Origin of the sequence: Salinicola salarius (genome assembly GCF_003206135.1) — a bacterium.
Lineage (GTDB): Bacteria > Pseudomonadota > Gammaproteobacteria > Pseudomonadales > Halomonadaceae > Salinicola > Salinicola salarius.
This window is the reverse complement of sequence record NZ_PZJT01000003.1, coordinates 176,050-190,230: the sequence shown is the minus strand read 5'-3', so window position 1 is coordinate 190,230 and position 14,181 is coordinate 176,050. Positions and strand designations below refer to the sequence as shown.

Sequence of the window (14,181 nt, the reverse complement as noted above, 5' to 3'; positions counted from 1 at the left end):
TATCATTGCCGCCCATCATTTGAGATCGAGCCACCGGATGCCGGACGAGTGCCGGTGGCAGTCGAACCATCCCCGAGCCGAGGATACCCGTCGATGTTCAACCGAGAGATGCAGATTGCCGGATTCGATGACGCCCTCTGGGACGCGATGCAAAAGGAAGTCGCGCGCCAGGAAGCCCACATCGAGCTGATCGCTTCCGAGAACTATGCCAGCCCGCGCGTGATGCAGGCCCAGGGCACGCAGCTGACCAACAAGTACGCGGAAGGCTATCCCGGCAAGCGTTACTACGGCGGCTGCGAGCACGTCGACGTGGTCGAGCAGATGGCGATCGACTACGCCAAGGAACTGTTCGGCGCGACCTACGCCAACGTCCAGCCGCACTCCGGCTCCCAGGCCAACGGCGCGGTCTTCCAGGCGCTGGTCAAACCCGGTGACACCGTCCTCGGCATGAGCCTTGACGCCGGCGGCCATCTGACCCACGGCGCCAAGCCGAGCTTCTCCGGCAAGCACTACAACGCGGTTCAGTACGGCATCGACGAGAGCGGCCGGATCGACTATGACGAAGTCGCCAAACTGGCGCGCGAGCATCAGCCGAAGATGATCATCGCCGGCTTCTCCGCCTACTCGCAGATCATCGACTGGGCCAGGTTCCGCCAGATCGCCGATGAAGTCGGCGCGTTCCTGCTGGTGGACATGGCGCACATCGCCGGGCTGGTTGCGGCCGGTCTCTACCCGAGCCCGCTGCCGCATGCGCACGTGGTCACCACGACCACCCACAAGACGCTGCGCGGCCCTCGTGGCGGCCTGATCCTCTCCGCCGAAAACGATGCCGACATCGAGAAGAAGCTGCAGTCCGCCGTCTTCCCCGGTGGCCAGGGCGGCCCGTTGATGCACGTCATCGCGGCCAAGGCGGTCTGCTTCAAGGAAGCGATGGACCCCGAGTTCAAGACCTACCAGCAGCAGGTGATCAAGAATGCCCAGGCGATGGCCGGCGTGTTCATCGAGCGCGGCTTCGAGGTCGTCTCCGGTGGCACCGAAGACCACCTGTTCCTGCTGTCGCTGGTCAAGCAGGGCCTGACCGGCAAGGACGCCGATGCCGCTCTCGGCCGCGCCCACATCACCGTCAACAAGAACGCCGTACCCGGCGATCCGCAGAGCCCGTTCGTCACCTCCGGCCTGCGCATCGGCACCCCGGCGGTAACCACGCGCGGCTTCGGCGAAACCGAATGCCGCGATCTGGCCGGCTGGATCTGCGACATACTCGACGCCATGCAGCAGGGCGACTCCAGCCAGGCGGAAGCCGCGGTCAAGGCCAAGGTCGAAGCCGTCTGTTCACGCCTGCCGGTCTATCGCTGAGTGGTGTGATGTCCTGGCGCCGCATCGGGCGTCACCGGGCAATGGGCCATGTCCTCCAGGAGGGCATGGCCTTTTCTTTTTGACAGTGGACGGAACCCGGCATGCGTTCGCAACCCGTTCCCATCTCCGCCCGCGCATTGCCGATCGGGCGGGCAGGCTCGCTTCTCATCAGCTAGTCTAGGCGTCGCGAGCGACGTCCCGATCCCGTTTGTGCCCTTTCATGATGCCGGCGAGCGTGTCATGTTCTCGCCCCCGGACAGCCTGGGGCCCGGGCGCTGGCCGATCCTACATTCTCCGTTTTTCATCCCATAGCGAGCGATGCATGGCGACCCAGAAAGAAGCCACCGACCTGCAACGTGCCCTCAAAACTTGTCGCGGGGCATTCTTTGCGGTGGGGTTCTTCAGCCTGTTCATCAATCTGTTGATGCTGGTCCCCCCCTTGTACATGTTGCAGGTCTACGACCGCGTGATCACTTCCCGCAGCGAAGACACCCTGTTCATGCTGACGCTGGTCGTGGTCTTCCTGTTCATGGTCATGGGCGGGCTGGAGCTGGTGCGTTCACGGCTTCTGGTTCGGGTCGGCAACAGGCTGGACAAGATGGTCAACCAGCGCCTCTACAGCGCGATGTTCCGGCGCAGCGTGCTGACCCAGGGCAAGCAGACGGCCCAGCCGCTGAGCGACCTGACCAACCTGCGCCAGTTTCTTACCGGCAACGGCCTGTTCGCCTTCTTCGATGCGCCCTGGGCGCCGATCTACCTGGGCGTGCTCTATCTCTTCCACCCGTGGCTGGGCCTCTTCGCCACCGTGGCGGGTAGCGTGCTGCTGGTGCTGGCGGTCGCCAACGAAAAGGCCACCCGGGCGCTGCTGGCCGACGCCAATAGTGACCAGATCAAGGCGCAGGATCTCGCCAACGCCAACCTGCGCAACGCCGAAGTGCTGCACGCCATGGGCATGCTGCCGGGCATCATGGGGCGCTGGGCCGGCAGGCATCACGAATTCCTCTCCAAGCAGTCACGGGCCAGCGACCGCGCCAGCGGGTTGTCCAACGCCTCCAAGGTGCTGCGTTTGCTGTTCCAGTCGCTGATTCTCGGGCTCGGCGCGCTATTGGTCCTCGAAGGCGAGATGACGCCCGGCATGATGATCGCCGGTTCGGTTCTGATGGGGCGGGCGCTGGCGCCAATCGATCAGATGATCGGCAGCTGGAAGGGCTTCGTCGGTTCGCGTGGCGCCTACCGTCGTCTCAACGAACTGCTCGAGCAGATCCCCGACGAGCAACGCCGCATGCCGCTGCCCGCCCCGCGTGGCGATATCGCCATCGAAGCCGTCGCCGCGTCGCCGCCGGGCGTGCGCATGGCGACGATTCGCGGCATCGACTTCAACGTTGGCAAGGGCGAGCACATCGGCATCATCGGTCCCAGCGCTTCCGGCAAGTCCACCCTGGCGCGGGTGCTGCTGGGCGTGTGGCCGTCACAGGTCGGCACGGTGCGTCTCGACGGCGCCGAGATCGTCCAGTGGAACCGCGACGAGCTTGGCCCCTATATCGGTTATCTGCCGCAGGACATCGAACTGTTCGACGGCACCATCGGCGAGAACATCGCCCGCTTCGGCGAGGTCGATCCCGAGAAGGTCGTCGCCGCGGCCAGAAAGGCCGGGGTACACGAGATGATCCTGCGGTTGCCCGACGGCTACGACACCGAGATCAGTGCTTCCAGCGGCGCGCTCTCGGGCGGTCAGCGCCAGCGCGTCGGGCTGGCCCGAGCGCTCTACGGTGATCCGGTGCTGGTGGTTCTCGACGAGCCCAACTCGAACCTCGACGACCGCGGCGAACGGGCGTTGCGCGAGGCGATCGAGCAACTCAAGGCGGAGGGCGTCACGCTGTTCGTGATCAGCCATCGCCGAAGCGTACTCGAACACGTCGACAAGCTGCTGGTGCTCAAGGAAGGGCAGGTCAGCCTGTTCGGCCCGCGCGCCCAGGTTCTGGCCCGGCTCGCCGGCAAGCCGCCAGCGAAGAGAGGCGCGGCCCTGGAGCCTTCCGACCCCGGCCGGCCGAAAGTCGTCCAGCACGCGGACGATGCCGACAAGTCACGGTCCCGAGGGCACGAGTAGCATGACAGGCGACAATTCCCGCAGTATCGACATCACGCCGCCCCGGCAATCCGCAGCCGACGATCTGGCTCCGGCCAGTCCCTTGCCCACCAGCGGCAAGGGCTACCTGCGCCTGGGCCTGATCATCCTCCTGGTCGCCTTCGGCGGCTTCGGCGGCTGGGCGGCCAGTGCCGATCTGGCGGTGTCGGTGGTGGCCCCCGGTGCGGTCTCGGTCGAATCGTTCAAGAAGACCATCCAGCATCTCGAGGGCGGCATCGTCGACGAGATCAACGTCGACGATGGCGACCACGTCGAAGCCGGCGACACCCTGCTGGTGATCGACAACACCCAGGCACGCTCGCAGCTCGCGATTTCGCGCTCCCAGTACCTGATTAACCGCGCCGCCGAGATCCGCCTGCTCGCCGAGCAGCAGGACGCCGACTCGCTGACGTTTCCCGATGAACTGCTCGAGAGCGACACCCAGCGGGTCAAGGAAGTGCTGGCCGTTCAGCGGGCGCTGTTCCAGGCCCGCCGCGGTGCGCTAGAAGGCACGCTGAGCGCACTCGACGAGCAGATGGCCCAGATGCGTGAGCAGATCGACGGCCTGCAGGGCGTGATCGGGGTCAGCCGGCAACGCATGGCTTCGTTGAGCGAAGAAGCCGAAGACTACCGTTCGCTGTTCAAGGAAGGGCTGGGCGACAACCAGCGCGTGCGCGAGCTGGAACGCCAGATCATGCAGTTCGAGGGCGAGATCGCCCAGAGCCGCTCCAGGATCGCCGAACTCAAGTCCCAGATCAGCGAGAACAAGGTTCAGAAGCAGGTCAAGTTGCAGGAGTTCCAGAAGGAGGTCGGCGAGCAACTGCGCGAGGCCCAGGGCAATATCGCCGATGCCGAGGAACGCAGCACCGCGCTCCGCGATCAGGTCGAACGCACCACGATCACTGCGCCGGTCGCCGGCACCGTCGTCGGCTTGAAGGTCCATACCGTCGGCGCCGTCATCAAACCCGGCGAGCCGATCATGGAGATCGTCCCTTCCGGCGACGACTTCATCGTCGAAGCGCGCGTTCCCGACCGAGACATCGACAACATCTACCCCGGCCAGTACGCCGAGATTCGCTTCAGCGCGTTCAACCAGCGGCTGTCCAACGTCATCGACGGGGAAGTGGCCAATGTCAGCGCCGACTCGTTCGAGGACGAAGCCACCGGCGCCAAGTACTACAAGGTACGGGTCAAGGTGACCGAGGAAGGCAAACGCGAGATGACCGAAAACATGCAACTGCTCGCCGGCATGCCCGCCGAGGTACTCATCCGAACCGGTGAACGCACCTTCGCCAGCTACATGATCAAGCCCGTGACCGACATGCTGGCACGCGCCATGCGGGAGGAGTAAGCATGGCACAGGATCGTAAGCTCTGGACGATGCTGCCTGGCCCGTTGTTGCCTGGCCCGTTGTTGCTTGGTCTAGCGCTGCCTGGTCTAGCGCTGACAGCGCAGCTGTTCTCGCCGCTGGCCGCTGCCCAGGCTATGTCAAACCAGGCCATGCCAGGCCAGACGACGTCGATTATGGACGAAGTCGACGCTAGCCTGCCGGCACTGAACGGCCAGCCGGTGGGCAATGATGCCGCCGCGCCCGTGATCGCGCCGGGCGATGCACTGCCATCGTTGACACGGTTGTTTGCACTGGCGCTACGGAACGACGCCGATCTCGCCAGCCAGCGCTATGAGGCCGAAGCCACCGCGCAGCAGGTGCCCATGGCGCAGGCTGCGCTCAAGCCGCAGGTCCAGGCCTCCGCCGGCTACGCTTATCAGGAGTCGGACAACTACTACACCGACAACCCGGATTACCGCCCCGACGATGATCTCGGCGGCGCCGGTGACGACTACGAAACGCGCTATCGGGGCACCACCCGCGACCAGACCTGGCAGGTACAGCTGTCGCAATCGCTGTTCAGCCTCGAGCGCTGGCGCAAGGTCGGCAAGGCCGAGGCACAGAGCGCCGTCGCCGAGCTGGAAGTCGCCGTGGCCGAGCGCGACCTGGCGCTACAGGTTGCCGAGGCGTATCTCGATGCCTTTCTCGCCTCGCGCAAGCTCGGCCTGCTCGACGCCAAGCAGGCATCCCTCACGCTCCAGGCCCGGCAGGCGAGCCGCGCCTACGACCTCGGCATCGGCGATCGTATTGACTTGCTCGAATCGCAATCGCGGCTCGACCAGGCGGTTGCCGACACCGTGAGCGCCCAGAACGAACTCGACAACGCCTTGAGCCTGCTGGAACGCCTGACCGGCGAGCTGCCCCGCTTCAGTGGCGCCACGCTCGGCGATCTCGGCGAACTGACGCTGCCGGGCGGCTGGGATGACGCCGATCCCTGGCTCGAGCGCACCATCAACAACGTCGAAGTCGCCCTCGGCAAGCAGCAAATGAAGGTGGCCGACGCGGAAACCGCCGTACGCCGGGCCGGGCATTATCCCGAGCTCGATCTCTCCGTGGGCTACACCGATCGCGACTCCAACGACCCCTTCCGCGAAAGCGACGATGCCTCCGCCAACCTGCGCCTGAGCGTGCCCCTCTACGAAGGTGGCTATACCAGTGCCAGCGTCAGACAGGGCGAACTGAGCCAGCAGGCCGCCAAGGCCAGTTACACCAACGCGCTCAAACTGGCACGTCAGGAGGTTCGCCAGCGCCTGCGTGGCCTGCGCGGGGACGAACGCCAGATCGAAGCGCTCAAGCGCTCCATTGAATCCAGCAATCTGTTCCTGCAGGCGGCCGAGAAGGGCGAACAGCTCGGGCTGCGCGACCTGGTCGACGTGCTCGACGCGCGCGCCGACCTCTATGACCTGCGCATCCAGCTCTTCGAAGTGGTCCGCCAGTACCTGCTAGACCGGCTCAACCTGCAGGCCGCCGTTGGCGATCTCGGCACCCAGGATCTGGTCGATACCATGGCGTTGCTAGATAGGCTAGTCGGGTCAGCCACGGAAAGTGGAAGCATGGGATGAAAAACCTCATGCCGAACGCGCCCCTTTTCTGACAACCCGGCGGCACTTCTCGTAACATAACTACCGCGAGGCTTAGGCCGCGTTTTTTCATTGATAAATAATAGTTAACTAATTATTATAAAACGTCTCATCTTCGAAACAGAATCCCAAGCGATCATTCAAAGGCCATGAAAGGTCAGCCGAGTATTTGTCTGTCGCCAATCGATGACAGGTTATTGTTCATTAAAACAAAAATGCAACTGGACCAAGCTAGAGCCACCCAAGGGGTGAGAATAGAATGAGCGGGCATGGTCGCAAGGCCATGCTTGGCTGTTCCTTCTAACATATGGAATAGCAAGACAAACGTTGCTGACAAGGGCCTTGGGAAGCTGCCCGGAACAATCCCTGGGCGGTAGCGTGCCCAAGCCAAGATTTGCGATTAGGAACCATAATGACTCAACCACCAGCCCCACAGTCCCCCACGCCCGAGCGGCGCTACGAACACGACGATGAAATCTCCCTGGTGGATCTCGCCGTCATCCTCGTTCGCCGCTGGAAGGTTATGGCTGTCATCTTCTTTCTGGTTGTCGCCATTTTCGTTGCGGCTGCTCTGCTAATGCCAAGGAACTACCAATACTCTTCTCTCTACAGCGTGGCTGAGTACACCAACGAGAACGGTCAGCGAATTGGGGTGGAATCGCCTGCCTCCGTCGTCGCCAAGGCCCGAAACCTTTACCTGGGACAAACCACGCGCGAGTTGCTGGAAGAAAAAAAGCTGATCTCGCTTCCGTTCGACATCAGTATTTCCAACCCCGAAAATACGCTGTTGCTGCAATTGGACAGTGAGTCATCGGAATCCAACCAGCGCTTGGTTGCAGAGCTGCATCAGCGACTGATTACCAGGTTGCAACAAGACCAGAAACAACTCGTCGAAAGCCGTCGCGAGTCGCTTCAGCGCCAACTGGCCTCAGCAAGGCAAGCACTGGAAAGTGCCCAGCAATCGGAAAGTGCGAGTGCGGCCGAGCTGATCGCGACCTATTACAGCCGAGTCACGGATCTGGAAAGCCAGCTCAATGAGCTGCGTGAAGGGGAGGTGACTCAGCAGGCGGTGCAAAGCCTAGGGCCCGTTGGGGTTGGCAAAAAGCTGATCGTTGCGATGGGGATCGTTTTAGGGGGCCTTCTGGCTACGATTGGTGCGTTTTTTATGCATTTCTTTGGAGCCGTATGCCGGAGCCTACAGAAGGCTTGAAGGGGATTCGAGCAATGAATAAAGAAATTCAGCTGTAACTGCTTATCTCTCTGCAGTCAGTAGAAGGGCTATCCCTCGTTTGTGGTATCCTTTTATGACTTTATTGTAACTATGGTGGTGCTACCTAACACCGAGAATGTGAAGGTTATAATGTGTGACTTTGGAACAAACGATAAATATAGACAGTGCCTATAGCGGTTGCTATTAAGTAATGGTGGTTAAATAAGTTTCGGGGGGGGTAGCGTTTGATCGTTGCATTGGCGCTTGTCGCTTTTTCCATTGCTACACCGTTATTTGCCATGAGGCGATGGCGGCTTTTTTTTGCTATTCCTGCCTCTGTATTGCAGCTGTATCTTCCAGGCGCTGGTATCGGCGGTTTCATGCCTCCTCTAGCGCTGCTGGGTGGTTTAGCCTTGTGGCCGGAGTTTATACGAGGGATTCGCATACTTGTAAAATGGCCTCCTACATTTATATTGGTCATTATATTGTTAACGTATATTGTCAGCCTGCTCTGGTCAGTGGATATACGTATGGGCATGCGAGCAATTATTTACTTGTGGGTTTTCCTAGCTATTTTTGCAGCCATTGTTCTACAACTTCGCCGAAATGAACGAGTTGTGTGGAATCTTTTAAATATAACTGTGCTGCTTGCTATTATGGAAGCCGTTTTGGTAATAGCGTTTCGTATTAGCCCGGATCTAGAAATGGTGTTTTTGCATTCCGACCTGGCACGATTGTTTATCAATCCTAACGTTATAGATGTGCTGTTTACTGATGGGCAGAACAATGTATTAGATCCAGCTAAGGCTGGTGGATTTTTTACTAATGGTAACGTCGCTGGTGCTTATCTTTGGATTATGGCTATGGTCTCTTTTTTATTAGGTGAGTGGAAAAGATTACGCTTAATGTATTTGTCCTCAGTTTTTCTGTTGGTAGCTGCTTTATCTACAGGGTCAAAAGTTGTGATTTTATTGATTGCTGTTTTGACTCCTGTTGTCTTTATGACAATTTTTTGGCATTCTCGGAAGAGGGCGCCAGCTTTTGTTATAATGATTTTGATGATTGGGTTGGTAAGTAGCTTGGGAATATTAGCAAGCCTATTATTTGGTGATTATCATGACATAGCGCAAACCAGCTTGCTCCAGAAGTCTGATTCAGCATTTGATATACGCATACAGATCTGGCAGTACGGCATTCAAGCTTTCCCCAACTCACCGATACTTGGGCAAGGGTTTGGAGGATGGCAGCAAGAATATCCTCGATATGCTGAATTTGTTGGTATAAGCAAAAATTATCCTCCGCATAATACATGGATTTATCTATGGTCACAGGGAGGGTTGTTGGCTGCGTTAATGGGAGTGGGGTTCGTGCTGTCGGTAGTAATATGTGGTGTGCGAAATTTAACTCATAGAACCCATATGAAAAGCGTCTCAATCTCAGTTGCGATGTTGGCTGCTTATTGCTGGGTATTTGTTCATGGAATGGGGACAAATTTCGGTTTAATAGGGGAAGAACATATGGTGCCGGTGTTAGCTGTACTGCTCGCTTTAGTCTGTGCTGCTAATGGAAATAGAAAAGCTAGGCAAGTGATATGAATAAAGTAGCTGTCTTTCGCCACCAATTATTCAAGGTGTCTGAGCCATTTATTACCCAGCAAGCTGAACAGTATAGGAAATATACTCCTCTCTATTTAGGTCGAAGTAGATTTGGAGAAGCACCATTAGGATCTTGTTCCCTTACCTTGTCCGATCTTCCCGGGCAACGTCGTATCTCACGGAAAATATGGCAAGTTTTAACTCGTGATCCTCGCCCTTATTTATACATACTGGAGGAAAATCGCCCAATACTAATACATGCTCATTTTGGCGTTGAAGCCGTCTATGCCTTACCGCTTGCACGTAAGCTACGTGTGCCGCTAGTTACAACTTTTCATGGTTTCGACGCCACGTTATCAGCAAGAAACTTATTAACTTCGCGCTCCCCATCATGGATAAATTATGCGCTACTACGAGATCAGTTGGCTCAACGGGGTGATGTTTTTCTGTGTGTGTCAGATTTTATTCGACAACGTGTGCTCCAATTGGGCTTTCCTGAAGAGCGAACGCACGTACATTACATTGGTATAGATACTGATTCAATTTTTCCGCTTAAACAGAATGACGAAGGGCTAGAAGTTTTACATGTGGCGCGGCTAGTAGAGAAAAAGGGCACGGAATACTTGATACGAGCTTTTTCAATGATTACCTCTTTGTATACTGACGCAGTACTTGTTATTGTTGGTGATGGGCCTTTACGCAATTCCTTGGAATCTTTGTCAGAAACATTAGGAATTAAGGAAAAAGTGCATTTTCGAGGTGCAAAATCTCATGAGTACGTAATGTCTGCTATGCGCCGAGCTGCCATGTTGGTTTTACCAAGCGTGACTGCTAATAGCGGAGATGCGGAAGGGCTAGGAATGGTAATACTTGAAGCGGCGGCTTTAGGCAAACCAATAATTGGAACCCAGCATGGGGGAATCCCCGAAGCTATTATAGATTCTCAGACAGGTTTCTTGGTCAAGGAACGAGATGTATATACTTTGGCCGATAGAATGAAGTTTTTATTAAGTAATGAACATGAGCGAAATGCTATGGGGGAAAAAGCTCGTTCTTTTTGTAAGGAGAGGTTTAATATTCACCAGCAAACGAATAAGCTGGAAGCTATTTATGATCAGGTGCTTAGGTGAGAAAAGAAATCGTTATTTTATCACGTTCACTGCCACATCATGGAATGGGAGGCATGGAAGTCGTCGCATGGGATTTGGCAGTCGAATTTGCACGACTGAAATACCCGGTGCGTGTTATTACTACATCATTACCTGATCAGCATGAGTGCTTCCTGCAAGATGGCGTAAAAGTAGTTCCTTTGTCGAATACTCCATCTGGTCGTTATTCACGGACTTGGTGGCAAGCATCACGTCGTTATTTCTCAGAGCATTGTATGGGCACCACCCTCGGCGTTCTCAGTGTCAGCGCTGCAGCTTTCGGCATTTTGCCACTCAAGAAGCAGTTTCCAGATGTTCCCTTTATTATGCAGGCGCACGGTACATCTTGGGGAGAAGTAATCTCCAAGTGGAGAAGCAAGCGAGTACGTAGCATATTGAGCTCTATTAAAAATTTAGTCTGGCTTCCGAAAGATATTTTTGCGTATCGTAAATTCGATTCAGTTATTGCTGTCGGAGAAAGGGTGCGTATGGATCTGACGCGAGCTCCTTTGCGTTGGGTGTTGGCAGAGGAAAAAGTTCATCTGATCAGTAATGGTATTGATACCAAGGTTTTTTATCCATCATATGAAGCCAGAATTAATCTGCGAAAGTTTCTCGATATATCAGAAACGGTCCCGGTCGTAATTTCGGCAAGCCGACTACATGCTCAGAAAGGAGTGGATCAGGGGGTAAAAGCGTTTGCTAAATTTTTAGAGAGCAATCCGGACGCTGTATACTTGATTGCTGGTGATGGGCCTGAAAGAGAGTATTTACAAGCGTTAGTACATGATCTTGGTGTTGAAGGAAATGTTCGTTTTCTGGGTGCGTTGGAACGGTTTGAATTAGCTGAGTATCTGTGCGCTGCTGATGTTTTCTTGTTTTTAACAAAACGTGTCGAAGGTCTTCCCTTGAACGTTTTAGAAGCGTTAGCGTGTGGTCTCCCTTGCATTGTTTCCGATTATTTGATGATACCTTTCGCAGCTCAAGTTGAATTGGTTCTTCCTGACGATCAAGAGATGATCGTTAAATTTTTGCAGAAGCACCTTAATTCTCCAAGACAAGTTAAAAAAATAAGCCTTTTACCATCACCGCTCTCTCTTAAGAACGCGGCATCTTCATACTTGGGCGAGCTTGATTTGTCACACGGAGGCGCCAAGTGAATTGTGAGATAGAAATCGTTCAGTGTGCACGTGAGATAAGGTCTGGTGGGGGAGTTTCCGGTGTTGCTTATGCGCTGGAGAACGAGTTTAAGAAAAAAGGTATTAAAACTTTAAGATTTACTAGCAAAGATGTTGGTATAAGTGATCGCAGGGTAGAGAGAAGCTTTTTCAGGAAAAAGCTGAAGTTGCTGTGCGATGTTGTTGTGTATAGCGTTGTTGGGTCCATAAAGCTTTTTGGGAAAAAGCGTCGCGAAAAAGGAAAAATTATTTTTTGCCATAGCGACGTTATGTTTGGAGATGTTTATATAAATCATGGCCTTCACCGGGCGATGCTTTTTAGCTCCCCGTCACCTTTTAGGATGATGATTAGAAATCCAATTCATCTGTTTCTTCTGATTAGGGAATGGGTAAGGTTTAATATCTTTGTTCCAAAAAGGATTGTCTGCTTTAGTCAGTCAGATGCCTCTGAGCTTTTGAGCGTCTACCCTAAAGCTAAAAGCAGGATTTCACTGATACCTAATGGGGTTGATGTTGTGCGATTCTCAGTCGATCTGTGTTCTAGGAAAAGGATTAGGCAAGAGCTGGGTATTTTAGAGTATGAGTTTGTTATCATATTTGTAGGGCATGAATTTGAAAGAAAAGGTTTGAGATTTATTTTGGAGGCAATGCCGCATGTTTGTAGTGGTGTCAGGTTGTTAGTTGTAGGTGGGGGCGGGGAGCAGGAAGTAAGAAGATTCAAGAGTTTGTCAGAGCAGCTGGGTGTTGATGAGAGGGTCCTGTTTTTGGGAGTGCGATCTGATATCCCAGGTTTAATGAATGCTAGTGACGCCTTTATTCTTCCAACCTATTATGAAGCATGGCCATTAGTTGGTTTAGAAGCTATGGCCTGTGGACTGCCTGCCCTTATGACTCCTGTTGCTGGTATACCAGAATTTTTGGAGAATGGAATAAATGGTTTATTTATTGATAGAAACTCTAAAGATGTCGCCAGCAAGATAAATCTACTGCTAAGCGATTCTGATAATCTTGCTAGAATGAAGACCAAAGCTAGAGATGTTGCCTTGGGATATTCTTGGGAAAAGATTTCAGAGAAGTACCTTGAGCTTGCGCGTGAAATACAAGAAGAGAAAAAAAAGTTTGCGTAAAGCAATTTTTCAATTGTTGGGTGGCAATGTATTTTCCAAAGCTCTCGGAGTTTTTCGGGAAATATTGACTGCTTATTTTTTCGGAACAGGACAGGTTATTGGTGCCTACCGCGTAGCTCAAACTGGAACGCTTGTCCCGATAAATTTCTTAACCAGCGACAGCCTAAACTCAGCCTTCGTGCCTCAGTACAGGCAGCTTTTGTCTGTTTCTAGGGATTCAGCGCAAACGCTTTTTTGGTCCATTTTTATCTTGTTTGGCTTTATAACGCTACTGCTAACTAGTGGACTATGGCTTGCTGCTGAACAGTGGATTGGATTGTTGGCGCCAGGGCTTCCTAAAGCCGTGTCTGCGTTAGCCGTTGATATGCTAAGGGTCATGGCAGTAGGTGTAACGTTCTACCTTTTCTCAGCTTTACTGATGTTCCTAGGAATGGCCAATGAGGATTTTCTGCCCATGGCTATTCGCCCGTCTCTGCAAAATATAGGGTTAATAGCTGGAGCGATTGCGGCCTTTTCTTTGGGCAATGCTAGGTTGCTAGCCTGGGGTTTTACACTTTCCTATGTGATGTTCTTTTTTGGTGTGTTGTTTAGATCATATCACAAAGGATTTTTGAAAATGCCAAATGAATGGGCTTGGTTAAGTGTTAAGGAAGTCCTTTCCGGTTTTTGGCGGACTCTTCGGCCGTTACTTCTTTTACCTATACTTTTGCAGGGGAATATTGCTATTGAACGTGCGGTCGGCTCACTTATAGGTTTGGCTGTACTTTCGAGTATAGACTATGCCAAATTTATAAGTGAAACTGTGATTTTACTGATTTCTATGCCTGTTGCCTTCGCAGGTTTGGGCCGCTGGAGCGAGATGTCTAATGAGCATATGAAGCAGCATTTAGTTGAAATTCTCACACCAATTCTATTACTAGCTGTACCTATTGCTGCTTTTCTTTCTTTTAATGCCCATGCTGTAGTAGAGATGATGTATTCTCGAGGCGCATTCAACACAAATTCGGTTGCCGTAACGGCCGATATATTGATTGGCGCTTCAGTGGGGGTGTGGGCCCAAGTTGTAGGTTATGTGCTAATCAAGGCATTGAATGCTCAGCGTCGCAATGGTGTGGTTCTAAAAGTAATGATGCTTTCCTTGTTTGCTAATGCTGCTTTTAATCTTTTGCTTTATTCAAAACTTGGCGCTCTGACTCTTGGCCTTGGCAATTCTGTTTATGGTCTGATACTGCTGGTCGGCACTCTGTCAGCTTTAGGGCTCTGGAGGGATTTTTTTGAGCGTGGCTGGTTCTTGTTCTTTGCTGCCATTGGGTATTTTTTAATTAATTCATCTCTGCCTCGATCTAACGATTTGTTTCAGGAATTGATCGTGGTTACCATGGTTTTTTTGCTTTATTGGTTTTTGTGTATTTTGGCCGTTCCGCATTTCCGTAAGAGCATGCTCCGCTTGTTTCGCCGAAATTAAGAGGTTG

10 protein-coding genes are annotated in these 14,181 nt (G+C 53.7%); all 10 read left to right on the top strand.

Going from position 1 to position 14,181, the window contains the following annotated elements; genetic code table 11:
* The first annotated feature begins 93 nt into the window (after positions 1–93).
* The 10 genes from glyA to murJ all read left to right on the top strand — a co-directional run bounded on the left by glyA (position 94) and on the right by murJ (position 14,174).
* On the top strand, positions 94–1,356 hold the full coding sequence (gene glyA, locus DOM32_RS04130; protein ID WP_110631552.1) for a serine hydroxymethyltransferase: 1,263 nt from the start codon (positions 94–96) through the stop codon (positions 1,354–1,356).
* 322 nt (positions 1,357–1,678) lie between these two features.
* On the top strand, positions 1,679–3,463 hold the full coding sequence (locus DOM32_RS04125) for a type I secretion system permease/ATPase (protein WP_110631549.1): 1,785 nt from the start codon (positions 1,679–1,681) through the stop codon (positions 3,461–3,463).
* A gap of 1 nt (position 3,464) precedes the next feature.
* Entirely contained in the window at positions 3,465–4,832 is a 1,368-nt protein-coding gene (locus tag DOM32_RS04120; RefSeq protein ID WP_110631547.1) for an HlyD family type I secretion periplasmic adaptor subunit, read from the top strand.
* Positions 4,833–4,834: 2 nt separating this feature from the next.
* Positions 4,835–6,433: a TolC family outer membrane protein gene (locus DOM32_RS04115; RefSeq protein ID WP_244179797.1), complete on the top strand. Its 1,599-nt coding sequence runs from the start codon at positions 4,835–4,837 to the stop codon at positions 6,431–6,433.
* Between the two features lie 430 nt (positions 6,434–6,863).
* Positions 6,864–7,661, top strand: coding sequence for a GumC domain-containing protein (locus DOM32_RS04110; protein ID WP_110631544.1), 798 nt, complete (start codon positions 6,864–6,866; stop codon positions 7,659–7,661).
* Positions 7,662–7,906: 245 nt separating this feature from the next.
* Positions 7,907–9,256, top strand: a complete 1,350-nt coding sequence (locus DOM32_RS04105; protein ID WP_157957019.1) for an O-antigen ligase family protein — start codon at positions 7,907–7,909, stop codon at positions 9,254–9,256.
* On the top strand, positions 9,253–10,386 hold the full coding sequence (locus tag DOM32_RS04100) for a glycosyltransferase (RefSeq protein WP_110631539.1): 1,134 nt from the start codon (positions 9,253–9,255) through the stop codon (positions 10,384–10,386). Before DOM32_RS04105 ends, DOM32_RS04100 begins: the two co-directional genes overlap by 4 nt.
* Before the next feature lie 53 nt (positions 10,387–10,439).
* Positions 10,440–11,564, top strand: a complete 1,125-nt coding sequence (locus tag DOM32_RS04095) for a glycosyltransferase family 4 protein (protein ID WP_167400644.1) — start codon at positions 10,440–10,442, stop codon at positions 11,562–11,564.
* On the top strand, positions 11,561–12,709 hold the full coding sequence (locus DOM32_RS04090) for a glycosyltransferase family 4 protein (RefSeq protein WP_157957018.1): 1,149 nt from the start codon (positions 11,561–11,563) through the stop codon (positions 12,707–12,709). Before DOM32_RS04095 ends, DOM32_RS04090 begins: the two co-directional genes overlap by 4 nt.
* A complete protein-coding gene (gene murJ, locus DOM32_RS04085) occupies positions 12,675–14,174 on the top strand; it encodes a murein biosynthesis integral membrane protein MurJ (protein ID WP_157957017.1) in 1,500 nt (499 codons plus the stop codon). The genes DOM32_RS04090 and murJ overlap by 35 nt, the downstream gene beginning before the upstream one ends.
* Positions 14,175–14,181: the final 7 nt, after the last annotated feature.